At 63.9% G+C, this 23,868-nt stretch carries 23 protein-coding genes; 10 read left to right on the top strand and 13 right to left on the bottom strand.

Features of this window, described 5'->3' with window-relative positions; all coding sequences use genetic code 11:
- Nucleotides 1-85: 85 nt before the first annotated feature.
- Nucleotides 86-451, top strand: a complete 366-nt coding sequence (locus BA190_RS21105) for a nuclear transport factor 2 family protein (RefSeq protein WP_068291706.1) — start codon at nucleotides 86-88, stop codon at nucleotides 449-451.
- On the top strand, nucleotides 448-1,290 hold the full coding sequence (locus tag BA190_RS21100; RefSeq protein ID WP_082979928.1) for a helix-turn-helix domain-containing protein: 843 nt from the start codon (nucleotides 448-450) through the stop codon (nucleotides 1,288-1,290). Before BA190_RS21105 ends, BA190_RS21100 begins: the two co-directional genes overlap by 4 nt.
- Before the next feature lie 392 nt (nucleotides 1,291-1,682).
- On the opposite strand, the gene BA190_RS21095 is transcribed toward BA190_RS21100, so the two are convergent.
- The 9 genes from BA190_RS21095 to BA190_RS21055 form a co-directional block, all read right to left on the bottom strand.
- A complete protein-coding gene (locus BA190_RS21095; protein WP_068291702.1) occupies nucleotides 1,683-2,018 on the bottom strand; it encodes an antibiotic biosynthesis monooxygenase in 336 nt (111 codons plus the stop codon).
- A gap of 19 nt (nucleotides 2,019-2,037) precedes the next feature.
- Nucleotides 2,038-2,997: a TonB family protein gene (locus BA190_RS21090; protein ID WP_068291701.1), complete on the bottom strand. Its 960-nt coding sequence runs from the start codon at nucleotides 2,995-2,997 to the stop codon at nucleotides 2,038-2,040.
- Nucleotides 2,994-3,455, bottom strand: coding sequence for an ExbD/TolR family protein (locus tag BA190_RS21085; protein WP_068291699.1), 462 nt, complete (start codon nucleotides 3,453-3,455; stop codon nucleotides 2,994-2,996). The genes BA190_RS21090 and BA190_RS21085 overlap by 4 nt, the downstream gene beginning before the upstream one ends.
- Complete coding sequence (locus BA190_RS21080) at nucleotides 3,452-4,120, bottom strand: MotA/TolQ/ExbB proton channel family protein (RefSeq protein ID WP_068291698.1); 669 nt, start codon at nucleotides 4,118-4,120, stop codon at nucleotides 3,452-3,454. The genes BA190_RS21085 and BA190_RS21080 overlap by 4 nt, the downstream gene beginning before the upstream one ends.
- A gap of 67 nt (nucleotides 4,121-4,187) precedes the next feature.
- Entirely contained in the window at nucleotides 4,188-4,616 is a 429-nt protein-coding gene (locus BA190_RS21075) for a Tat pathway signal sequence domain protein (protein ID WP_156771624.1), read from the bottom strand.
- A complete protein-coding gene (locus tag BA190_RS21070; protein WP_068291689.1) occupies nucleotides 4,613-5,428 on the bottom strand; it encodes an ATP-binding cassette domain-containing protein in 816 nt (271 codons plus the stop codon). Before BA190_RS21070 ends, BA190_RS21075 begins: the two co-directional genes overlap by 4 nt.
- Nucleotides 5,425-6,480, bottom strand: coding sequence for an iron ABC transporter permease (locus tag BA190_RS21065; protein ID WP_068291685.1), 1,056 nt, complete (start codon nucleotides 6,478-6,480; stop codon nucleotides 5,425-5,427). The genes BA190_RS21070 and BA190_RS21065 overlap by 4 nt, the downstream gene beginning before the upstream one ends.
- A gap of 4 nt (nucleotides 6,481-6,484) precedes the next feature.
- Nucleotides 6,485-7,357, bottom strand: a complete 873-nt coding sequence (locus BA190_RS21060) for a hemin ABC transporter substrate-binding protein (RefSeq protein WP_068291681.1) — start codon at nucleotides 7,355-7,357, stop codon at nucleotides 6,485-6,487.
- Nucleotides 7,358-7,367: 10 nt separating this feature from the next.
- Nucleotides 7,368-9,500 carry a TonB-dependent hemoglobin/transferrin/lactoferrin family receptor gene (locus BA190_RS21055; protein ID WP_245314871.1) on the bottom strand — a complete coding sequence of 711 codons (2,133 nt, stop codon included), beginning with the start codon at nucleotides 9,498-9,500 and terminating at the stop codon, nucleotides 7,368-7,370.
- 246 nt (nucleotides 9,501-9,746) lie between these two features.
- Between BA190_RS21055 and BA190_RS21050 the strand changes: the two genes are divergently transcribed.
- Both BA190_RS21050 and BA190_RS21045 read left to right on the top strand, forming a co-directional pair.
- Nucleotides 9,747-10,625 carry a ChuX/HutX family heme-like substrate-binding protein gene (locus BA190_RS21050; protein WP_082979927.1) on the top strand — a complete coding sequence of 293 codons (879 nt, stop codon included), beginning with the start codon at nucleotides 9,747-9,749 and terminating at the stop codon, nucleotides 10,623-10,625.
- Nucleotides 10,622-10,993, top strand: coding sequence for a bleomycin resistance family protein (locus BA190_RS21045; RefSeq protein ID WP_068291674.1), 372 nt, complete (start codon nucleotides 10,622-10,624; stop codon nucleotides 10,991-10,993). Before BA190_RS21050 ends, BA190_RS21045 begins: the two co-directional genes overlap by 4 nt.
- A gap of 65 nt (nucleotides 10,994-11,058) precedes the next feature.
- On the opposite strand, the gene BA190_RS21040 is transcribed toward BA190_RS21045, so the two are convergent.
- The gene (locus tag BA190_RS21040) at nucleotides 11,059-12,048 is read right to left on the bottom strand and encodes a zinc-dependent alcohol dehydrogenase family protein (RefSeq protein WP_068291673.1); all 990 of its coding nucleotides are present in this window, start codon (nucleotides 12,046-12,048) and stop codon (nucleotides 11,059-11,061) included.
- Nucleotides 12,049-12,151: 103 nt separating this feature from the next.
- Between BA190_RS21040 and BA190_RS21035 the strand changes: the two genes are divergently transcribed.
- Entirely contained in the window at nucleotides 12,152-13,051 is a 900-nt protein-coding gene (locus BA190_RS21035; protein WP_068291671.1) for a LysR family transcriptional regulator, read from the top strand.
- 8 nt (nucleotides 13,052-13,059) lie between these two features.
- On the opposite strand, the gene ubiA is transcribed toward BA190_RS21035, so the two are convergent.
- A complete protein-coding gene (ubiA, locus tag BA190_RS21030) occupies nucleotides 13,060-14,022 on the bottom strand; it encodes a 4-hydroxybenzoate octaprenyltransferase (protein WP_068291669.1) in 963 nt (320 codons plus the stop codon).
- Nucleotides 14,023-14,037: 15 nt separating this feature from the next.
- Nucleotides 14,038-14,502 carry a hypothetical protein gene (locus tag BA190_RS21025; RefSeq protein ID WP_068291668.1) on the bottom strand — a complete coding sequence of 155 codons (465 nt, stop codon included), beginning with the start codon at nucleotides 14,500-14,502 and terminating at the stop codon, nucleotides 14,038-14,040.
- Between the two features lie 221 nt (nucleotides 14,503-14,723).
- On the opposite strand from BA190_RS21025, the gene BA190_RS21020 reads away from it, so the two are divergent.
- Entirely contained in the window at nucleotides 14,724-15,461 is a 738-nt protein-coding gene (locus BA190_RS21020; protein WP_068291666.1) for a 16S rRNA (uracil(1498)-N(3))-methyltransferase, read from the top strand.
- Between the two features lie 146 nt (nucleotides 15,462-15,607).
- On the top strand, nucleotides 15,608-16,978 hold the full coding sequence (locus BA190_RS21015) for a glutamate--cysteine ligase (RefSeq protein WP_068291660.1): 1,371 nt from the start codon (nucleotides 15,608-15,610) through the stop codon (nucleotides 16,976-16,978).
- 284 nt (nucleotides 16,979-17,262) lie between these two features.
- On the opposite strand, the gene BA190_RS21010 is transcribed toward BA190_RS21015, so the two are convergent.
- Nucleotides 17,263-19,083, bottom strand: coding sequence for an aromatic amino acid ammonia-lyase (locus BA190_RS21010; protein WP_068291658.1), 1,821 nt, complete (start codon nucleotides 19,081-19,083; stop codon nucleotides 17,263-17,265).
- Nucleotides 19,084-19,362: 279 nt separating this feature from the next.
- On the opposite strand from BA190_RS21010, the gene BA190_RS21005 reads away from it, so the two are divergent.
- From BA190_RS21005 to BA190_RS20995, 3 genes are all read left to right on the top strand, one after another.
- Nucleotides 19,363-20,286: a DMT family transporter gene (locus tag BA190_RS21005; protein WP_068291942.1), complete on the top strand. Its 924-nt coding sequence runs from the start codon at nucleotides 19,363-19,365 to the stop codon at nucleotides 20,284-20,286.
- Between the two features lie 228 nt (nucleotides 20,287-20,514).
- The gene (locus BA190_RS21000) at nucleotides 20,515-21,732 is read left to right on the top strand and encodes an ROK family transcriptional regulator (RefSeq protein WP_068291656.1); all 1,218 of its coding nucleotides are present in this window, start codon (nucleotides 20,515-20,517) and stop codon (nucleotides 21,730-21,732) included.
- A gap of 303 nt (nucleotides 21,733-22,035) precedes the next feature.
- Nucleotides 22,036-23,868, top strand: coding sequence for a peroxidase family protein (locus tag BA190_RS20995; protein WP_068291652.1), 1,833 nt, complete (start codon nucleotides 22,036-22,038; stop codon nucleotides 23,866-23,868).

The raw sequence follows: 23,868 nt of genomic DNA, 5'->3' as shown, positions 1-23,868 counted from the left end.
ACCCCGCGCGTAATTGAGAGGCCCCCTTCTGCCGGCCATGCTGAGCGGGCCTGAAGCAGTCAGGCTTGCAAAAGGAAACCCTTCGATGACCGATCCCGCCACCATCGCCCGTATCTATATCGCCACCTGGAACGAAACCGATCCTGCGCGCCGGCGCGCCTTGCTGAGCGCCTCCTGGGCACAGGACGCGCTCTATGTCGATCCGCTGATGCGCGGCCAGGGCCATGACGAGATCGACGGGCTGATCGCAGCCGTGCAGCAGCGCTTCCCCGATTTTCGCTTCTCCCTGATCGGCGAGGCGGACGGCCATGGCGACCATGTCCGTTTCTCCTGGCAGCTCGGCCCGGCCGGCGCGGATGGTCCGATCAAGGGCACCGATTTTGCCCGGCTCGACCAGGGGCGGCTGCACCAGGTCAGCGGTTTCCTCGACCAGGTTCCGGCGGCGGCATGAGCGCCCGCAGCAATATCCAGGCTGTCCGCCGCCCGGGCGCCTCGCCGCAAGCGAGGGCCGCCCGGGGGGTTGGCGACCATCTGCGTGCCTGGCGCCAGCATCGCCGCATGAGCCAGCTCGATTTCGCGCTGGAAGCGGAAATCTCGCAGCGCCACCTCAGTTTCATGGAAAGCGGCCGTTCCAAGCCGAGCCGCGAAATGGTGCTGCATCTGGCCGAGAGGCTGGAAGTGCCGCTACGCGAGCGCAATGCCCTGCTGCTCGCGGCCGGTTATGCGCCGATCTATCAGGAGCGCGGACTGGACGATCCGGCCCTCGCTCCGGCCCGCGAGGCGATCGACCTGGTGATCGGGGGGCACGAGCCCTATCCTGCCCTCGCCGTCGACCGCCACTGGACGCTGGTCGCCGCCAACAAGGCGATCGCACCTCTGCTGGTCGGGGTTGCCGACAAGAGCCTGCTGGAGCCGCCGGTCAATGTGCTGCGCCTCGGCCTGCATCCCGGCGGCCTTGCGCCCCATACCGCCAATCTGCCCGAATGGCGCGACCACCTGCTCGAACGCCTGCGCCAACAGATCGCCGTCAGCGGCGACGAGGTCCTGGCCCGGCTCCTGGAAGAGCTTTCCGCCTATCCGGCGCCGGCCTCGCGCCCCAAGCCCCGCGCCGACCTCGGCGGCATCGTCGTGCCTTTCGAGCTCAGGACACCGCAGGGCCTGATGTCCTTCTTCTCGACCACCACCGTGTTCGGCACGCCGGTCGACATCACCCTGTCGGAACTGGCGCTGGAATGTTTCTACCCCGCCAATGCCGAGACGGCGGATATTCTCAAGCGGGCAGCGTTGTGAGAGGGAGCGTGCGAGATCGGAGGGTCCATCTCCCGATCAACCATCTTGGAAACGCTGAGCGTGAGAGAGGGCGAAGACGGTCGATCGAGAGATCGACCCGCCAATCCCGCGTTCGCCCCGGAAGGTAAGTATCTATTCGCAGGGACACCTGTTCCAGACATCTCTGTCTTTGCATAGAAAACGGGCGGGTCCCTGCCCTCGTCCACCCGGAAGCTGGAGGTCGCCTTCTCCCGGGAGGACGCGGCCGAAACCCGCCCGTCATTCCCCTCGTGGAGGGGAAATGCGTGATGACGAGAGCAAACCGCGTTTAGACGGAAACGCTTGTTTGCTCTCACTCTTTGGTTCGGCGCGTCTTTGCGATTCTTGGCGTGACCACCAAATCGCAAAACGCTTTAAGCCGCCTTGCTTTCGGCCGGCGCATCCAATGTCTGCAGGACTTCGAAGCCTTCGAAGACGGGATGGCCGAGCGTCAGCGCCGGGCCCTTGCCGGCATTGCGATGCGACAGGCGGAAGGCCTCCGACTGGGTCCAGGCCTCGAAATCAGCCTTGGAGCGCCAGACCACATGCGAGGAATACAGCACATGGTCCTCCCGCTCCGGACCGCGCAGCAGGTGGAAGGAGACGAAGCCGGGCAGCTTGTCGATATGCACTTCGCGATCGCGCCAGACGGTCTCGAAATCCGCGGTGGCTTCCTTCTTCACCTGGAAGCGATTCATGGCGATGAACATGGGTAGTTCCTTTCTTGAGTTAAGATCTTGGGCATTGAACGGGGACGATACGCGAGACGGCACCTCCCGGTGGAGGTGGCGGCGATATCGCTCGAACGGCCGCAAGTGCGGCTCGGTCCAGTGCGGCGTCCCCTGACGGGCTGCTGAGACGTACGCCGCCAACGCTGCCCGATGCAGAAACATTAAAGCCAACATTGGCACGCCTGCCGCCCTGGCACGCGATTCCGCCCATGGCCCTGACACGGCTATTCACGGCTGCGACAAGTATTGAGTTGTATTTTTTGACTGCAGCCCCATTGCTTCGGGCACTGTCGGCGACACCTATATCCGACATTGCACCCTGCCCGCCCTGCTGCGCGCGACGCGTCTGTACGGTCGTGTCGAGCTTGGCCAGCCGCTTGACCTCCGGCTTGTCCTTGATCGGCGTTTCGACCACCTTCTTCTTCAAGGGCTGCTCCTTGGGCTTCTCCACCTTATGCTTCGGTCTTTCGGGTGCCGGTTTCTGGACCACCGTTTCGCTCGGCACAGTCTCGGGAACGGCCGGAACCGTCTCGCTTGGCTGGGTCGACCTCGTGGTAACGATATCCGGCGTCAGGGCTGCCATTCTATCAGGCTCGACAGGCTTCGGCGGTGTCTCCTCGGTCGCCTGAACGGGCGGGAGCTCCAAGGTTTGCTCGGGAGGCGTCACTGGTTCGGCGGCCACCGCATCAGGCGGTATCTCCGTGACCGTATCCTCAGTCAGCGTCTCGCTCTCAGCTACCGGCGAGACGACCTCTTGCGACAGTGGCGAGCTTATCTCGTTTACGGCATCATTCGAAGGCGCCGGCATCAGCGATGCCTCGATCGGGCGATCGAGGCGCGTCTCGACCCCGTCATGCGGCACCATCACCCAGGCGCCGGCGAACGCCGTCAGATGCAGGAGCGCCGCTCCCGCGATCATGCCGACCCGCCAGTCCCTGAAGATGTCGGCCGATGTCATGGCTGGGCAGCCGCCTTGTCGGCCTTGCCGATGAAAGCGAGCTGGCTGACGCCGTTGCGGCTGAGATCGGCCATCAGGTCCAGCACCTTCTCATAGGGCACGCTGGCATCGGCGCGGATATGGGCCATCACCTTGGGATCGGCGGCGAGACGGGCACGGATATCGGTGTCGAAAGCCTCACCGCTGCGGGCTTCCTGCCCGATATAGAGGGAGCCGTCCGCCTTGATCGAAACCACCAGCGGCTCCTTGGTCGGTGACATCGCCGCCACGCCACTCGCCTTGGGCAGGTCGACCTTGACGCCGGCTGCCAGCATGGGCGCCGTCACCATGAAAACGATGAGCAGCACCAGCATGACGTCGACGAAGGGCGTCACATTGATGTCCGAAACGGCCTTGGGCGCCCAAGACGCATGACCGGATGCATCGCCGCCTTCGGGGTCCTGGAGGGAGAAGCTCATTCCGCAGCCTCCCTGAAGCCTGCGACCTTGGCCGACGTTCCGCGGCGGGCCGCCATGGTTTCCGCTTCACGGCGCAGGATCTGCTCGAACAGCCGGCCGAGGCCGGCCATGCCCTGGGACAGCCGATTATAGGCGATCAGGGCGGGAATGGCCGCAACCAGGCCGAGCGCCGTGGTGAACAGGGCTTCTGCGATGCCGGGGGCGACGGTGGCCAGCGAGGTGTCGTTGGCGCCGGCGATGGCGGAGAAGGAGTTCATCACGCCCCAAACCGTGCCGAACAGGCCGATGAAGGGCGTCACGGCGGCGATGGTGGCGAGGATCGACAAGCCGGCATCGCTGGCACCCACCAGCCCGCCAGCCGCCTCGCGCATCGCGCGTTCGATGCGCCCCCGATATTCGCCGCCGGTCTCGCCGGGCACGGCAAGCCCGGCCGATTGCTCGCCCTGCGCATGCAAGGCCTGGCCCACGACCGGTGCCGCGCCGAGACCCTTGCCGGTTGCGGCTTTCAGCAGCCGGCGAAGCTTCGCCTGCCGCCTCACCGTCTCGAAACCCAGCCCCCAGGACAAGACCGAAGAGATCACGAGGATCAGCATGACACCCTTCACCACCGGATCGGCGTTGAGCAGCATATTCACGAAGGAAAAATGCGTGGCGGTTTCGGTCATGACACTCTCGCTCTCACTCTTTGTTTCGACACCCGTTTGAACCAAGCCTCACTTGAAGAATTTGGCCTCACTTGAAGAATTTGGGGCCTGCCTTCGAACTGACGCTGACTGCCTCGAGGCAGGAAGGAGCCCCTGCCTTGCCATTGGCGAACTGGCAGGTCGGCACGTCGTTGAGCAGGATGCTGCCGATGCCCTCGCAGGCGAGCCCGGCGACATCGAAGGCCTTGACGATGGTCTTGCTGGCCGGGATCGGGGCGAGATCGACGGCCAGGCGCTTGGCGACCACGCCATCCGCGCCGAACATCACCAGATCGGCGCGCAAGCTCTGCGCCGCTTCCGCGCTTGCGTTCACCAGCACCATGGTCAGTCGGCAATTGCCGTTCTGGGTCTCGAGCTTGTTGAGGTCGATCGACACATCAGCGGCCAGGGCCGGCAGGGGCGCCAGAACAGGCACCAATACGGCGAGAACGGCGGTGAAGCGGGACAATTTCATCATGCGGCTTGGTCCTGTGGAACGGCGTGCATGATGCTGGGGCCGCCATCCTGGATGGCGGTACCCACGCGCACCTTGAAGACACGCTCGATGAGGGAAGGTGTGAGAGTTTCGGCCATGGCACCCTGCGCCGCAATGCGGCCGCGATCGAGCACCAGCGCATCGTCGCCATAGATCGAGGCCAGCGTCAGGTCGTGCAGGGTGACCACCACGGTCGCGCCCTGCCTGGCCAGCTGCCGGGCCTGGCCGAGCAGGCGGTGCTGGTGTTCGGGATCGAGGCTGGACACCGGCTCGTCCAGGATGACGAGATGCGGTTCGCCCGCCATGCTGCGGTCGAAGATCTGTGCCGCGGCCTTGGCGAAGGCCACGCGCTGGCGTTCGCCGCCGGAGAGCATGGTGACGGGACGGCGGGCCAGGGATGCGAGATCGGCGCTGGCAAGCGCTGCCGCAATTGCCGCCTTGTCCTGTGCGGCGCGCGGCGTACCGGCATGGCAGAGCCGGCCCAGGGCCACGATGTCCTCGACGCTATAGGCAAAGGGACAATCGAAATGCTGCGCCATATAGGCACGCTGGGCCGCCATCGCCGCCGGGCGCAGGCCGGTGAGCGGAGCCCCGCCGAAGTCGATCCCACCGCCGGCCGGTTTGATCGCTCCGCCGATCGCGGCGAGCAAGGTCGTCTTGCCGGCGCCGTTCGGCCCCATCACGATGAGAACGCGGCCGGCTCCGGCTGCGAACGAGACGTCGTGCAGCACCGGGCGGCCGTTGCGCTCGACCGTGAGATTACGGACTTGCAGATTGCCGAATTGGAGGCTCATGCGCGCTGGGCCTTCTTCAGAATGGCGATGAAGACCGGCCCGCCGATCAGGCTGGTGACGAGGCCGATCGGCAGCTCGGCCGGCGTGATCGCGACCCGGGCCACCGTATCGGCCGCCACCACCAGCGCCCCTCCCAGCAGGGCCGAGGCCGGCAGCACGAAACGGTAGCGCTGCCCGCCCAGCAGGCGCACGCAATGGGGTGCGATCAGGCCGACGAAGCCGACCAGGCCGGTGAAGGCGACGGCCGCGCCGATCGCCAGGGCCGTCGCGGCGATCACCGTGCGCTTGAGATGGACGGTGTCGACGCCGGAGAGGAAGGCTTCGCTTTCGCCGAGCGTGAAGGCGTCGAGCCCGCGAGCCTGCTGGGCCATCAACAGGGCGGCAACCAAGAGCGCCAGGCCCGTCGCCACAACGGCGACCCAGTTGGCGCCCGAGAGCGAGCCCATCATCCAGAACTGGATCGAGCGGAGCTGGGTGTCGTCGGCGATGGTGATGAACAGGCCGATCACGGCCATGGCCAATGCGTTGATGCCGATGCCGGCCAGCAGGAGATTGGCGATGCTGACATGGCCGTCACGGTCGCGCGCGATGCGATAGGTGATCACCGTGGTCAGGCCGCAGGCCGCCGCAGCAGCGGCCGGCAGCGCATAGCTGCCGAGACCGCCTGTGCCGCCCACATGTTCCAGCAGAACGATGCCGGCGACCACGGCGAGGATGCCGCCGGAAGCCGCCCCCGTCAGCCCGGGATCGGCCAGGGGATTGCGGAAAAGGGCCTGCATGCCGGCGCCGGACATGGCCAGCCCCGCCCCGACCAGCGCACCCAGCAGCACGCGCGGCAGGCGGATATTGACCAGGATACCGGAATAGAGATCCCAGCTGCCCATCGCCGTCGAGAACCAGGTCGAGACGGGAATGCGCACGCCGCCGAAGCTGAGGCCCATGGCCAGGACAGCCGCCAGCAGCAGCGCCAGGCCGGCCTGCACCAAAGCCTCCCGCCGATGCGGCGAGAGGCCTTGCGCAAGGCTTCGCGGTGTGACTTGCACCAGACTCATCACCCTACCCCGAGAACCGATCCGGATGCAGGCGCCGCGCCAGCGACTGGATCTGCGTGGCCGCCGATGGCCCGAAACTGAACAGCGTGGAAAGATCGGTCTCGACCAGCCGGTCGGGCCGGCCCGCAAAGGCCGAGGTCAATCCCAGCTGATCGAGAAAGGCCGCCGCGCCGCCGGTATTGGAAACAACCGCGCTGTCGGCCAGGATGAAATCCGGCGGCGTGGCAGCGAGCACCTCGCGCGACACCGGCTTGAACAAGGGGAAGTCGCCGAAGGCATTGGCGCCGCCGGCCAGGGCATAGGTGGCATCGACCAGCCCCATCTTGCCGCCTGCCATCGGCGTGCCGCCATCAATGGAACGGATGAAGCCGATACTGGGATGACTGGTGATGCCGTCGAGGCGCTTGGAGACGTCGACCATGGTGGCGCTCACCGTCGCGGCCAGCGCCTCGGCGTCCTTCTCGCGCCCGAGCAAGGCGCCGACATGCTTGATCTTGGCGGCCATGCCCTCCCCGCTCAGGGGGAAGGCGACGATCTCGATGCGCAGTCCCGTGCTGCGCAATTGCTCGACCGCGGTCGGCGGTCCGAGGTCGCGATTGGCGATCAGGATGTCCGGCTTGAGGGAAAGGATGCCCTCCACCGAGATCTGCCTGAGATAACCGATGGACGGCAGCTTGGTCACCTCGGGCGGCGCCTTGGAGGTGGAATCGACGCCCTGGATGACCGTGACGCCGGCCAGCCTGGCCACGATCTCTGTGACATCCGCCCCGGCGCAGACCACGCGCTGGATGCCTTCGGCGCGCGCCATGGACGGCAGGGCCAGCAAGGCGAACGCACCGGCCAGGATATTACGGCGACTGAGTTCGGGAGTTCCCATCACCGCCTCCTCACTTGCCTGCGAGCTTGACGGTGAGCGCGAACTTCGCCGCCAGGCCGGTGGAGTAGTCGGAGTTGAGGAACGCCTTGTAGCGGCGGTCGAAGATGTTATCGACAGCCAGGCTGGCGCTGACATTGTCGCTGTATTTGTAGCTGGCAAAGACGTCGACCAGGCCATAGCCGCCGGTTGGCTCGGTCACCTTGCGGGACGTCGCACCGACCAGGGTGACGCGCGAACCGATCGTCAGGCGGTCGTCCAGAAAGCGCAAGCCCACGGTACCGCTGACCTTGTTGGGCGCTACGGTGTTGAGCGGCAGGCCGGTAATCCTGTTCTTGCCATTGGTGTGCGAGCCGGCAATCGATACGAAACCGCCACCCCAGTCATACGCTGCCTCCAATTCGACACCCATCAGGCGCGCCTTGGCGATGTTCACATATTGCTGCGACTGAATGGGGAAACACAGCTGCGGCTGGAACTGGCAGACGCTGACCGGCATGCCGGGTATGAAGGGCACCAGATAGGAGTCACCGGTGGACGCCATGTCAATGTAGTCTTCGACATTGTTGACGAAGCCGGTGATCTTGGCCCGGAAATTGTCACCGTCACGGAAGACGTTGTCATATTTGATGTTGGTTCCAGCCTCGAAGTTCCGGCCGACTTCCGGGCGCAAATTCGGATTGGGCAGGATGATGAAGGCCGGATAGGGATGTGTGCCGGAGATCAGCGTTTCTGTAATAGATGGCGCACGATAGCCCTCGGCATAGGTGCCGTAGAGTTCGATACCTTTGATCGGGGTCACACCCACAGTGAATTTGGGAGACCAGTGTGATCCGCTCGAGCTATATTGCCCCCCCTCGAGACGATAGTCGTCATAGCGAAGGCCCGCCTGAACGCGCAGCCAGCCGCCATAGCGCATCTCATCCTGGATATAGGCGCCCAGCAGGCGTCGGTCGCCGGACGGTGTCAGCGCCGATACGTAACCGCCGGCTCGATCTTGGGTCTTGACCTTGTCAAAGGCTGCATCCGCGCCATAGGTCAGGGCGTGATCGATGCTGCCGGTCGAGAAGCGTGACGTGTTGTAGACGTCGAAGCCAAAGGTGCCGATGCGATCGAAGAGCTTGTCGCCGGGCTGGACCCCGAGCGCCTGGTAGGTCGCGTTCGGAACCAGGATGGTCTGCTGGTTTTCCGTCTGCGAGTAATACGCCTTGGCGCTGAAGTTGATCAGGGGATTGTCGGGACTTTCGAACTTGTAGCCCGCAGTGAAGGTCGAAGTCGTGACGTCGTTGCGCCAACGCGAACCGCCCTGGCTAGTGCCATTGTTGTCGTAGTCGAACTTCTGGCTGAGCGCACTGAGGCTGATGGTCTGCCCATCGCCGGGATGATAGTTGACCTTGAACAACCCACCGAAATTGTTCTTGCCGGTATCGCGGACGCGATCGCCGTCGCCGTCGCGATAGTCACCGGCACCGCGATAGATGAACTGGCCATAGATGTCGGCGACGGTGCCGAAGCGCATGCCCGCCGAGGTCGAGGTGAAGGCACCGAGGCCGTTGGAGGAAACGCCGACCTTCTGCTCCACGCCCCAGTTCTGGTCCGGCGTCAGGATGGAATCGATGCCGCGGGTGGTGAAGGAGGCGACGCCGCCGATAGCGCCCGAGCCGTAGAGGTTGGAGATCGGCCCGCGCACGATGTCGATATTGTCGATGAATTCGGGCTCAAGATAGAAGCTGCCATTCGCGTTGTGGCCGGAGATCTGGTAGTCCTGCCGCGCACCGTCGACCAAGACGTTGACGCGGCCGAAATCCTGCATGCCGCGAATGTTGATCGACTGCATCGGGTCGTTCGAACTCACCTGCGTGGTGACGCCCGGCACTGTCTTCAACAGATCCGAAACCGAAGCGGGCTGGGCCCGGTCGATCTCCGCCTGGGTGATCTGGCTGACGCCGCCCAGCGTGTCGATCAGCTTCTCCGACGTCTTGGTCGCCGTTACCGTTACGGTATCGAGCACCACCGGCTCGTCGGCTGCGGCAGCCTGGCCGGCCGGCGCCTGCTGGGCGCGTGCCAGCGTCACGCTTCCCGCCAGCAAGGCTAGAGCAGCTACTGTCGCAAGGCTGCGACTGCGCATGTAATTCGACCTGACCATCTCGGCTCCGCAACGTATAATTATTCAAAACTGCGCTGCAGATAATTTATCTTGTAGAAGCAGACGCCGTTTCATACAATTTTGAGCGATTTGCGGCAGCAAACAGGACGTGTCAAGGAATTAATGCCTGATTTTATTAGCATAATTTGCGCAGTTTTTCTTTATTCTAAACTGCATAACTCCTTGTGACGTCCAGTTTTGAATTTTTCTATTTTGCGCCGATCAGAACCGAAGGAAAGAAGGGAAATGAGCGAGTTAAAACAACGGTGGCAGTCTCTCCGGGAAAGTCAGTCCGGATTGCGCATTCGCGATGCCGCGGCGCAATTGGGGGTTTCGGAAGCCGCCCTGCTGGAGACCCGGATCGACGAAGGTGTGAAACGCCTGGCTGTCCGGATCGACGCGCTCTGCGCTGCCTTGCCGCACCTGGATACCGTCATGTCACTCATCCGCAATGAGTCGGCCGTGCATGAAAAGGATGTGGCCTTCCCTGTCGGCGTCGACTCCGATGGTGAGATTCGTTTCTCCGGCACCGGGTTCGACCTTACCTTGATACCTTCAACGATCGCGCACGCCTTTTATGTGGAGGATGCCAACCCCAAGGGACCGTTGCGCAGCATCCAGTTGTTCGATGCGGCGGGCAACGCGCTCTGGAAGATCTACGCCCGTGACAAGGCCGATCATGCCGCGTTCGAACGGCTCCTGGCGGATCTTGCCTGGCCGGAGGACGTACAGCCCATCTCCTTCTCCCGCCCTGCCGCAATGGCGGCGGAAGCCGCTCCGGCCGGCACCCCGGTCGACCTCCAGGCTGTGTTGGAGGCTGCAGCCGCCGAGGCCATTCCGGTCCGGCTGGAAGTCGCCAATCACGGCGTCAGGCAGAGCCATTGCGGGCCGCTGGTACGGATCGTCAGGATGGGCCCCTGGCTCAACGTGCTCGACCCCGGCTTCGACTGGCATCTCAACGAGAAACCCTTGTCTGGCGGCAGCGTCGAGCCCGGCGACAGGCCGAGCCTGGTGCTGCACCTCGCCTCAGGCGGCGAGGCCGCGCGGCTGCGCGCCGACGATGGTGCCACTGCCGTTCAGCAGGCAGTCTGGCGCGGCATCCTGGAAAAGGTGGCAACCTCATGAACCAGGCCGTGACCGCACGCCTCACCGGTGCAATCCCCACCCTCGCTTCGCTCAGTTTCGAGGAGACCACGCAGTTCTACCAGAAGCTCGGCTTCGAGGTGCTGCACAGCGATATTTCCTTCCTGCTCCTGCATCGCGACGGCGTGCGCCTCAGCTTCTGGCTGACCGGCAATCGCCGGGTACCGCAGGCGACCAGCTGCTGGCTGGAAGTCACCGGCATCGCGACACTCTACGAGCATTTCAATGCGCTCAATATCGTGCACCGCAAGGGCCATCTCGACGCCAAGCCCTGGGGGACGCGCGAATTCTCGATCACGGATTGCCACGGCAACCTGATCCGCTTCGCCGAACAGTTGCAGGAGCACTGAACCCTTCTGAAATCAGCATCCCGGTTCCGGACAATCGCATTGCGACCGGAACCGGGGCAGATCGTTTACAATGTCACCACCACCTTGCCGAGTTGCTGGTTGCTCTCCAGGAAGCGGTGAGCCTCGACGATCTGCTCGAAGGCGAAGGTCCTGGCGATCACGGGACGAAGCGCACCTTTTTGCACTCCATCGAGGATGAAGGCCTTGGCAGCCTCGAGGCGCGCGGGATCGCCCGTGATCTCGTGGACGAGATAGCCGCGCAGCGTCAGGCTCCTGCTCAATACCGTGAACAGCGGAAAAGGCGTCGGCTCGCTGCTCAGGCCGCCATATTCGATCAGCATGCCGCCACGCGCCATGACGGCCGTGAGCGGTACGAAGAGCGGACCACCGATCGCATCGAACACCACCCTCACCCCTTGCGGCCCGGCGATCGCCCTCAGGCGTGCTTCGAGATCTTCCTCCTCGGCCGCAATGGCATCGCCGGCGCCGTGATCCAGCAGCGCCTGTCGCTTGGCGGAGGTCCGCGTGATCGCGATCGGCCGGGCGCCAAGATGATTGGCGATCTGGATCGCCGCCAGCCCCACGCTGCTCGAGGCGGCCGTGATCGCCACGAACTCACCCGGTCGAACCTTGGCAATGTCGATCAAGGCCCCATAGCCGGTAAGATATGGCATCCAGAGCGCTGCGGCATCGGCCCAACCGAGTAACGGCGGATGCTTGACGACGAGGCCGGCGGGAAAGGTCGCCAGTTCGCCATAGGCCGGCCAGCGCACCATCGATTGCGGCGGGACGATACTGACGGCATCGCCAAGCGAGAAGCCACCCACGCCGGGACCCAGGCTTTCAACCACGCCCGCAGCCTCCAGGCCAAGTCCCGAGGGCAGGGTCGGCGTCTCGATATAGCTGCCCTGGCGCAACAAGGCTTCCGCCCGGTTCAGTCCCAGCGCCTTGACCTGAATGCGGATTTCGCCCCGGTCCGGCAGCGGAAGTTCTGCTTCCTCGATGCGCAGGACCTCCGGGCCGCCATGGCGATGGAAGCGAACGACACGAGACATCACTGTAACTCCTAATCAATTGAACTGAATGAGCTATGCACCGGCGATTTTTCGCGATAAATGACGGTTTCGGCAGAGAAGAAGAAACCGTTGGTTTTGAATAATGGGCCGCCTCGAAAGCATGGCCGTCTTCGTCAGAGCCGTCGATCTCGGCTCCTTCGCCGCGGCGGCCGCGGCCCTCGATCTGTCCGGGCCGATGGTGGGCAAGCATGTCCGCTTCCTGGAAGAGCGTCTCGGCGTCCGCCTGCTCAACCGAACCACCCGCCGTCAGAGCCTGACGGAGTTCGGCCGGGCCTATTATGAACGTTGCCGCGTCGTGCTCGCGGAAGCCGAGGCCGCGGACGCCCTCGCGGCGGACCAACTGTCCGAACCACGGGGCAAATTGCGGGTGGCCATGCCCGCCCTGTTCGGCCGGCACTGCATCATGCCGGTCCTGCTGGAACTCGCACGGCGGCATCCCGCCCTCGAATTCGACCTGTCGCTCGGCGATCCCATCGTCGATCTTGCCGAGAACGGTTGCGATCTGGCGATCCGCACCGGCGTGCTCGACGACAGGGCCGGCATCATCGCGCGCCGTGTCGCGCGCCAGCGCATGATCCTGTGCGCCGCCCCCTCCTACCTCGCCGATCATGGCACGCCCCTAGGGGTCGAGGATCTCGCCGGTCATGCTTGCGTCATCTATCGCCGCTCAGGCCGGATTCGCCCTTGGCTTTTCCCGACAGCGCAAGGACAGCCACGCGAGTTCATGCCGAACGGCCGATTGCGGCTGGACGATCTCGCCGCCATCGCCGACGCGGCGACAGCCGGCATGGGCCTGGCCTGGCTTCCCTCCTGGTTGGTCCGCGAGCGCATCACGGCTGGCGCCTTGGTCAAGCTCCTGCCGGATCAGCCGGACTATCTCTACGATGCCTATGCGCTATGGCTTGAAACGCCCCATCTGCCGCTGAAGGTACGCGTGACGGTCGATGCCCTTGCTGCGGCCCTGCCCGCGGTGATGGCCTGACGGCCGCCTCAAAACCAGTTCCAGAGGCCATCCGCCATCAGGCCCGCAAACAGGATGGCACCGGCATCGCGATTGGAGCGGAACAGGATCAGGCACAGCCCACCGTCGCGATGATCGAAGCGCACGACCTGCTGGGCGAGATGAAAAGCAAAACCGATGAGGCCAAGATAGGACAGCAGGCCGGCTCCGTTGGCCGTCAAGGCCAGCCCGATCAGCACTACGGCGCCGGCGTAGAAGGCACCGACCGCGCTACGCGCCCTGTCGCCGAACAGCAGCGCCGTCGAGCGTACGCCGACGATCGCATCGTCCTCCTTGTCCTGGCAGGCATAGATGGTGTCATAGGCGATCACCCACAGCACCGATCCGGCGAACAACAGCAGCGCCGGCTGGGCCAGCCCTGCTGCAGCACCCGCCCAGCCCATCAGCGCTCCCCAGGAAAAAGCAAGGCCGAGAACGGCTTGCGGCCAGGAGGTGATGCGCTTCATGAAGGGATAGATCGCTACGACCGCCAGCGATGAAATACCCAGCAGCACGGCGAAAAGATTGAATTGCAGCAGGATGACGAGGCCAGCCAGGGCCTGGGCCCCCAGCCAGACCGCGGCGGCAAGGGCGGTGACCTGCCCCGACGGGATTGGCCGCGAGCGCGTGCGCTCGACCTTGTCGTCGATGTCGCGATCCACGAGGTCGTTGAGCGTGCAACCGGCACCGCGCATGATGAAGGCGCCGATCAGGAACAGGGCAAGATGCCAGAGCGTCTGGCCAACGGTGCCGTAGTGAAGGGCTGCAAGTGCCGCCGACCACCAGCATGGCCACATCAGGAGCCAGCCGCCGATCGGACGATCGGCGCGCGACAGGCGCAGAAAAGGCCGCCAGGCAGCCGGTGCGTAGCGGTCGACCCAATTGCCGGTGGGGGCGTCGGCCACCTTGTTCGCCAGCCCGGTCGGACCGGCCTCGGCGGGAAGCGGCCCCATGCCGGCGCTCTCCCCTTACTGCAGGCGCAGATTGACGGGCGGCTTGGGCGCAGCGGGTCCACCCCCGCCACGACCGGGCTGCGGTGCGGCCTGCTGGCGCGGCGGATGGGAGCAGATCTTCGCCTTGGTTTTCTGAGTCTGGGTCAGGTCGGCCGTGATCTGCTTGATGTTCTCGTCCGTGATCGAGCAGAATTCCTTGTTGGACTGCATGTAGTCCAGCATCTTCTTGTCATTCTCGATATAGGACGACAGGCTGCCGCAGAACTCGTTGAATGTCTTCTTGGCCTGCTCGAAGGTCTTGGGCCGACCGCGCTTGTTGATCGATTGCAAATTGGTCGCGATCTTCGTGCGCCGATCGATCATCGGCTGCAGGTCCTTGTTGCAGAACTGATTGCCGATCGGCGCCGACTCCTGCGCTGCGACCGGCGCTGCAGCCAGCAGGGTGCCGGCGACGAGGGAAATCGAAACGAGACGCAACATGAGGACATCCGCAAGATTGGTGGTGACACTCTCGATACAGAGGAACTATTGATCTCGCAAGTTCGGGGCAGCTTGATGGCGTGTCGCCCCCCTGTTTTTTGGTGTGTTTTGTAATTCGAACATGGCGGCAGTAACCGCAAAGACGCTTCGAAACGAAGAATTGCAGCAAACGAGCGTTCATGCCCGGACGCGCTTTGCTCTAGAGAAAAAAGACCCGGTACATGGCCGCCTATGATTTTCTTTCCGTCCGGCTTTTCGTCGATGCGCCGCTCGGCGAAGGACAGCCCGTCGCGCTCGACAAGACGCAGCAGAACTATCTGGGCAATGTCCTGCGCCTGAAATCGGGCGCCCGCATCCTGGTCTTCAATGGCACAGACGGCGAATTCGCTGCCGCGGTTGCGCATGAAGGCAAGCGCATCGGCCTGGCGGTCGAGGAACAGACCCGGCCCCAGACCCCGATGCCGACGCTGCGCTGGCTGTTCGCGCCGCTCAAGCACGCAAGGCTCGACTACATGGTGCAGAAGGCGGTGGAGATGGGCGTCGGCACCATCGAACCGGTGATCACCCGTCGCACCCAGGTCTCCCGGGTCAATCTCGAGCGCATGCGGGCGAACGCCATCGAGGCGGCCGAGCAATGCGGCGTGATTGCCGTGCCCGAAATCAAGCCGGAACAGAATCTGATGCGCCTTGCCGAGAACTGGGATCCCGAGGTGCATCTGATTTTCTGCGACGAGAGCGCCGCGATCGCCAGCCCGCTCGAGGCGCTCACCAGCGTTCCCAAGGGCCCGCTCGCCGTGCTGATCGGCCCGGAAGGCGGCTTCGACGATGTCGAGCGCAGTGCCATCGGCCGGGTATCGTCCCACACCCGCCTTTCGCTCGGCCCCCGCATCCTGCGCGCCGACACGGCGGCGGTGGCGGCCCTCGCTCTGGTGCAGGCTGCTCGCGGAGACTGGCGCTGAGACATGGCACCGACCGCGGCAGGAAGGGGCGAGACTTGCCTTCTCCTTTTCTCCTCACACTTTTGACGCGATCTTGTGTCGGCGCCTGATTGTTTTCCCGGATGGCACTGTCTATGGTCCGGGCCGTTTTGTAAGGTTCTGCCCGCATGGCCCGCGACGTAATCGATTCAACCCCCATTGGCTCGCGCGACGAACTCGTCGCCTGGATCGAAAAGGGCGTTAAACCACCGTCCCAGTTCCGCATCGGCACGGAGCACGAGAAGTTTCCCTTCCGGGCCGGCACGCACCAGCCCGTTCCCTATGAGGGGTCCAACGGCATCCGCGCGCTGCTCGAGGGCATGCAGGCCATGCTCGGCTGGGAACCGATCATGGAAGGCGAGCATATCATCGGCATGCTCGACATCACCGGCGGCGGCGCCATCTCGCTGGAGCCCGGCGGTCAGTTCGAGCTCTCCGGCGCGCCCCTGAACTCGATCCACCAGACCTGTTCGGAAATCCACGCCCATCTCGCCCAGGTGCGCGAGATCGGCGGACCGCTCGGCATCCGCTTCCTGGGCCTGGGCATGTCGCCGGTATGGACGCGGGAGCAGACGCCGCGCATGCCCAAGCGCCGCTACGAGATCATGACGAACTACATGCCCAAGGTCGGCGTGATGGGGCTCGACATGATGTACCGGACCTCGACGGTCCAGGTGAACCTCGACTTCTCCTCCGAAGCCGACATGGTGAAGAAGCTGCGCGTCTCGCTCGCCCTGCAGCCGATCGCCACCGCCATCTTCGCCAATTCGCCCTTCCTGCACGGCAAACCCAATGGCTTCCTGTCGCTGCGCTCGGAAGTCTGGCGCCATACCGATCTCGACCGCACCGGCATGCTGCCCTTCGCCTTCGAGGACGGCATGGGCTTCGAACGCTATGTCGACTATGCCCTCGACGTGCCGCTCTATTTCGTCAAGCGCGGCGAGGTCTATCACGACGTGGCCGGTTCCTCCTTCCGCGACCTCCTGGCCGGCACCCTCCCGCAATTGCCGGGCGAGCGCGCCACCATGTCGGACTGGGCCAACCATCTCGGCACACTGTTCCCGGAAGTGCGGCTGAAGCGCTATCTGGAAATGCGTGGCGCCGATGCCGGGCCGACAGGCAAGCTCGCGGCGCTCTCGGCCTTCTGGGTCGGCCTGCTCTACAACAACGACACGCTCGATGCGGCCTGGGACCTGGTCAAGGACTGGAGCGAGGCCGAACGTCAGGCCCTGCGCGACAGCGTCAGCCGGCAGGCCCTGAAAACGCCGTTCCGCAATGAAAGCGTGCGCGACATCGCCCTGCGCACCCTCGCCATTGCGCGCCGGGGCCTCAAGGCCCGTAACATCGAGGATTGGGAAGGCCGGAACGAAGAGCACTTCCTCGATGGCCTGGACGACGTCGTCGAAAGCGGCCTCACCGCCGCCGACGAGATGCTGGCCCGCTATCACGGCGAATGGGGCGGCAAGATCGACCCGATCTTCGACGAAAAGGCTTACTGAACCAGCCGGGCAAGGCTCGTTCGGGCAAAACACCGCCCTTTGCCAGGACCACGCTTCATAGCGCTACGAAATGATAGCAGGTCAGGTAGTTTGACCTGTAGGCAAACGGGAGTGTCGTCATTCCCGGCCGAGCGCAGCGGTGGGAAGGGAATCCAGGGCCGAAAGCCGTGCCGCCCCTGGATTCCCTTCCCACCGCCTTCGGCGGTGCCGGGAATGACAGGTCAGACTTATTTGCGATCTGATACGACGGGCGCTGTTCCGGACCAGCACCCGTCATCAGTCGGCTATTGCAGCCCCGCCTTCGGTACTGGCCGGCCTTCCGGGGGCTTCGGCCCACCAGCATAGAATTTCGATGCCGGATTGGCCTGCAGGAAATCGTAGACCACCATGCCGATCGGCCGTTTGGGGCGGTCTTGCGCAGGCTGCTGCCACGGCACGACCTGACGCAACGCCGCGAGGGCTGCGGACGGTGCCTTGCCGAAATTGCGGGACGGGTTCTGGATCTTGCGGATCTCCATCCAGTAGCTTGCGGTCAGCAGGTCATGCGCGAGCAGTTCGAAGGAGAGGTCGACGGCCTTGCGGGCGCGTTCGGTCTTGATCCTGGTCTGCGCCTGGAGGTCCTCGACGGTCGAGACGATGGCCTGGCCGGCCGGCGCGACGGGCGTACCCATCTCGGCCAGTTCCTGCCACAGGTCGGTCGGCAGGTAGCCGCCGAATGTCGGTGCGTTCTTCCGCATTTCGGCGCTGAGGACATCGGCCGGCTTGACCACGGTGAAGAACGGGTTCTTGAACCGTTCGATCCGCTGGGCGATCACCACTCCCATATTCGTCAGGGCGAGGGTGAACGCCTCGACCTGATTGGCGAGCGGATAGGGATCCCAGTTCGCGTTGGAGAAGATGTAGCCCGACTTGCCACCGCTGAGCTTGCCGCCCTTGACGTAGTACTTCATGAATTGCGGCGTGCTCAGTTCCCAAGAGCTTTCCGGAGTGAGGCCCGGTATGGTGGCGGGATTGTGATCCGATGAATTGATGGAAAGACTGACGGAATCCCTGAGGTCCGCCCAGGCCTGCCAGGCTGAGCCCTGCCGCTGGCTCGAGGCCCGCATGCTCTCCGGATCCTGGATGATGCGTGCGGCATCCTCATCGAAGAGATAGCTGCCCCTGATCATGTCCATGATGCGGGCCGCGTTCCAGGTGAGCCAGCCATAGGGGCGCATCGACTGGACCGGCGCGGAAATCGGCGTGACGCTGGAATTCATGCCCAGCAGGTCCATCGCATAGACGAGATCGGTCCATTCCAGCAGCCTGCGGGAGTCCTCGAGCAGCAGAACCGCCTGTGCCTGCGCATAGGCATTGGTGCTGATCAATGCCGCTTCGTCCGCGGCAAAAGGTTCGAGAGGCTTGATTCCGGCCTGGGCGAGAGCCTGTGAGGCAGGCATCCGGACACCGCGGTAATAGGCGTCCCCCTCCCCGACCATCGCAGCTCCGATATTGCCCAGGGTGTTCAGATCGCCCTCGCCGAGCGTGCCGCGCGACTGCACGACGGGCGTGATGCGCCTGTTCAGCATGTCGACGAGGATCTGGGTCAGGGGCGGACTGGCAGCCTCGTAGGACATCGTGTTGGCGCGAATGGCCATGATGGCGCGCACCAGCGCTTCCTCCCGGATCTCCGGCCCATAGCCATCCCTGACACCATCCTTGAAGCGCGCGAGTTGCTGGTCCTTCAGGAGCTTGGTGTTCTCCGGCGTCGTGGGATCGCCCGAGAAGATCACCGTCTCGCGCTGATCGCCGGCGCCGCGATTGAACCAATAGATGGTGACGTTCTCGGCAGCGCCCTGCAGCAGAAGACCATAAGCATCGGCCGAACGCTGGCGGGCTTCGGGGCTGAGCTCGACCTTGGCGCCGTTGCGGGCGATCTCGACAACCTGCTGGTAGGTGAGATCGCGCCCCGTCAGCGTAACCGTCTTGTCGACCTCGGTTTCGTCGATCGGCCGGTATTTATCGGTGTCTTCAAATGCTCTCGCTGGTGGCGCCAAAGAAAACAGGAAAGTAAGGGCCGCGACAGTCAGAAATATGCGGATTGGATAGGTATCACGCCTCGACATACACATTTCTCCTATCAGTTAACGGAAACTCCTATTCGACACTTCACCTATTAGAAAAAAATATTCATATAAGTAAAAAATTCTTACTGCTCTTTGTCAATCGACCGACGCGAAGAATTCATGCGGCACGGGCTCCATTGCCGGTATGGAGTTCCGTTCGAGGCCTGATGCTCCCGGGCGGGTTGAGGCTTCTGACACCTGCAACCATCAACCGACGCGATGATTTCCATTCGCGAGCTTGATTGGACCGGCCCGGCAAATCCCCCGATAATCGAGCACATGACCAGCACGACTTTGAAGGCAGGACCGAGCGAGGCAGCGCCTCTCGGAGTTACCGATCTCGGCCTCTATGCCGGGGTCGTTTTCGTTTGGGGCACGTCCTGGATCGCGCTGCACATGCAGCTCGGCGTGGTCGCGCCGGAAGTGTCGCTGCTGTGGCGCTTCCTGCTCGCCACAGTAATGATGCTGGGCTGGGTCGTGCTGTCGGGCGCACCGCTGTCCTTTGCCTGGAAGGATCATCTCAGCTTCGCCGGGCTCGGCCTGCTGCTCTTTTCCACCAATTTCCTGTGCTTCTACTATGGCGGTCTGTCGACGCCATCCGGCCTGCTCGCCGTGGTCTTTTCACTGGCTTCGGTGTTCAACATCGTGCTGAGTGCCCTGATTTTCGGCCAAAAGCCCAGCCTGCGCTCGGTCGCAGCCGCCCTGATGGGTTTTGCCGGAGTCGGCCTGATGTTCGCACCGCAGCTCGCCGGCGACCATCTTTCCGGCGCGGCCCTCACCGGCCTCATCCTGTGCGTGGTCGGCACCCTGAGTTTCTGCTTCGGCAACATGCTGACCCTCAGCCTGAAGAAGCGCGCCATTTCCCTCACCTCCGCCACCGCCTGGGGCATGGTCTACGGCTCGCTTTTCCTGTTCGTCTTCAGCCTCGCGCGCGGGCAGGCTTTCATCATCGAGCCCAATCTACATTATCTCGGCGCCCTGCTCTGGTCGGCCCTGCTCTCTTCGGTTCTGGCCTTTGCCGCCTACCTCACCTTGCTGTCGCGCATCGGCGCCAGCCGGGCCGGCTATTCCACCGTGCTGTTCCCGGTGGTCGCCCTTGCCATTTCGACGATCTTCGAAGGCTATGTCTGGAGCGCGCCGGCCATGACAGGCCTTGCGGTCGTGCTCGCCGGCAACCTGCTGATGCTGACCGGGCGCCGCTGACCAGACGCCCTCATCTGAGCGGGAATTGGAGTATCAGCCTCACAGCTCCATCGCTTGATGGAGCGGGGCTGACATCTGGAAACCGATGCACCCGTCGACAAATATGTCAGCCGCAGGCGGACACTCCAAATCCCGCAGATACCTTGAGCCCCTCGCTCTGGCTTATGACTGATTCTGGTCATAAGCTTGCCGCTCGCCCAGAAGCAGGGCCGGCACGAAGGAGCTACGGTGAAGGACAGCGCCAAGTCGGGACAGGAAGAAGGCTCGGCGGCCGGAGCCGGTGCGATCCTCTGGCTGATCGCCTCTGGAAAAGCGCGCTCGCGGTCCGCCCTGATCGAAGCCTCGGGCCTGTCGCGCTCCACCGTGACCGAGCGCCTCGCAGCCCTGTTCGCCGCCGGGCTGATCGAGGAGGCGCCGGAGGCGATGCCGAGCGGCGGCCGGCCCGCGCGCCTCATCCGGCTGAACACCGCCTTCGGCGTGACGCTTTGCGCCGATATCGGCGAAAGCCATGTGCGCCTGGCCATCACCGATCTCGAGCCGCGCATCCTGGCGGAAGCGGTGGGAAGCGTCGACATTCGTCGCGGCCCGGTACCCGTCTTGGGGTGGATCGTCGAGCAGTTCGGCACGCTGCTCGCCGGCATCGGGCGCAGCAGCAACGAGGTTCTCGGGATCGGCCTCGGCCTGCCGGCTCCGGTCGACCACGAAGGCGGCCGCGTGGTGGGCCCTTCCGTCATGACCGGTTGGGACGATTTCGATATCCGGGGCTGGATGCGCCGGCATTTCGATGCGCCGGTCGCGGTGGAGAACGACGTCAACCTGATGACGTTGGCGGAATATCGGCGTTTCTGGCCCGATGTCGGCCAGTTCCTCTACATCAAGGCGGGAACCGGCATCGGCAGCGGCATCATCACCGATGGCCGTCTCTATCGCGGTGCTCAGGGCGCGGCCGGAGACATCGGCCATATTCAGCTCATCCACGCTCCCGCCCCGCTCTGCCGATGCGGCAAGCTCGGCTGTGTCGAGGCACGCGCCGCCGGCTGGGCCATCGCCCGCGATCTCAGGGCACATGGCATCGAGGCCGCGGCCGCCCGCGACATCATCGCGCTGACCCAGGCAGGCGAACCGGAAGCCGTGCGGCTGGTGCGCGAAGCCGGGCGCGTGCTCGGCGAGGTGACCTCGGACGTGGTCAGCGTGCTCAATCCCAGCGTGATCGTGATCGGCGGTACACTTGCTTTGGCCGGTGAGGATTTGATGTCAGGCATCCGCGAGTTGGTCTATCAACGCTCACTGCCACTGGCCACGCGCAACCTCGCCATCGCGCCGGCTCAGTCCGATCTGGCGACCGGCCTGCTGCTCGGGGCCGCCCTGCTCGTCATCGAAATGCAGACGCGGCCCGAAACCATCGAGCATACCATTCTTCGGCATCAGCGCCCGCGCGCTGCCTGAGAACGCACGACGGCTTTCGCGAAATTCAATGGGCTAAAGCGTTTTGATGTGTTGGCCCTGGTCAGCCAGCGCTCATTGCCGCCAGCATGACCTGCCCTAGCGTCAATGTAAATTTCACAAAACAAAAGATTAACCCCGAGGTCCTTTGCCTCCGAGGTATAATATTCCACGATGACCTCAATATCTAAGAATTCATTGCATCAAATACCGTGACAATACCGTGATTCAGGGGTGATCCGCCGGGAATTCAAAGTCGACAAACCTGCACATCCTACCCATCATTGCTGCCACAAGGGGGATGCAATGACTGGAATTGTCGATCGTTTGCTGATCCTGCTGGCGCGGGTAACGAGCCGCTTTTGCGTCTGGTACCGCTGGCCCTTCCCTGTGAGCGTGGCCATCATGCTCGGCAGCCGGGGTATATTGAGGCAGAACAACCTCTTCGATACCGAGACCGCGCCGGCACGCCCCGACCCGGCCGATGGCTTCGACATTCTTGAGTTCCGCACCGCCGACGGCAGTTACAACGATCTGGCTCAACCCTGGATGGGGCGGGCCAAGACGCGCTTTGGCCGCAACGTGGCCCTGGACAAGACCTATGGCGAGGTGGAACCGACCCTTTACGAGCCCAATCCGCGGCTGGTCAGTTCCAGGCTGCTGGCGCGACAAGCCTTCGTTCCCGTGCCGCATCTGAACGTGCTGGCGGCGGCCTGGATCCAGTTCATGGTGCATGACTGGCTAAGCCACGGCACCAATCTGAAGGACAACCCCCATCGCTTCGACGTGCCGGAAGGAGACGACTGGCCAACCAGGACGATGGAGGTGCTGCGGACCCCGGCGGACGTGACGCAGGCGGATCAGCCCGGGCGACCGGCCGCCTACACCAATACCGAGAGCCATTGGTGGGACGCCTCGCAAATCTATGGCTCCAACCTGGCGCTGCAGACCCGCATCCGCAGCGATCCCGCGACCGGCACGATCCGGGCCGACGGCAAGATCCACCTCGACGAACGCGGCCATCTGCCGGTCGATACCGAGGCCAAGCAGCCGGGTTCGGAACTGTCCGGCGTCAACGGCAATTGGTGGGTCGGCCTCTCCGTGCTGCATACGCTGTTCGCCCGCGAGCACAATGCCATCGTCGACCGTCTGCGCATCGACCATCCCGACAAGTCCGGCGAATGGCTGTTCCAGAAGGCCCGCCTGGTCAATGCCGCCTTGCTTGCCAAGATCCACACGGTCGAGTGGACCCCGGCCCTGATGAACTCCCCGTCCGGCCGTTTTGCCATGCGCGGCAACTATTTCGGGCTGCTGGGCGAGGCCTTCAAGAACAGCCAGGGCCGGATCGGCGACGGCGAGATCCTGTCGGGCATTCCGGGATCTCCCAAGAACCATCACGGGGCGCCCTATGCCATGACGGAGGAATTCGCCGCCTGCTATCGCCTGCATTCGCTGATGCCGGACAGCTTTTCCTTCCGACGCCACGAGGACGACGGTGCCCTGTTCGAACGCAGCCTCACCGACGTCTTCGCGGGCAAGACCCGCGCCGTCTACCAGGAAGCCGGCTTTCTCGACGTCGTCTATTCACTCGGCACGTCCCATCCCGGCGCCCTGGTGCTGCACAATTTTCCCAACACGCTGAGAAGGCTCGACAAGAGGGCGGAGGAGAACATCTTCGTCGACCTCGCCGCCATCGACATTCTGCGCGACCGAGAGCGCGGCGTGCCACGCTATTGCGAGTTCCGGCGCCAGATCGGCGCGCCCGTGCCGCGCACTTTCGAGGAACTCACCAACGACACGACCTGGCGCGCCGAGCTTGCCGAGGTCTACGGCACGGTCGAGCAGGTCGACCTATTGGTCGGCACCCTGGCCGAGAGCAACGCCCACAATGGCTCGCCGCCCGGCTTCGGCTTTTCGGACACAGCCTTCCGCATCTTCATCCTGATGGCCTCGCGCCGCCTCAAGAGCGACCGCTTCTTTACCGAGGATTTCCGTCCCGAGATCTATACGCCGGCCGGCTTCCACTGGGTCCAGGAAAACTCGCTCCTCACCGTGCTACAGCGCCATGCCCCGGATCTCGCCCCTGCCTTCGTCGCAACGCGCAACGTCTTCTTCCCCTGGACCAAGGCGAGCAGGTGA

The sequence above is a fragment of the Labrys sp. WJW genome (assembly GCF_001676615.1).
In the GTDB taxonomy this organism is placed as follows: Bacteria; Pseudomonadota; Alphaproteobacteria; order Rhizobiales; family Labraceae; genus Labrys; species Labrys sedimenti.
Note: the sequence above shows the minus strand (reverse complement) of the source record. Positions and strands in the feature narration are given on the sequence as shown.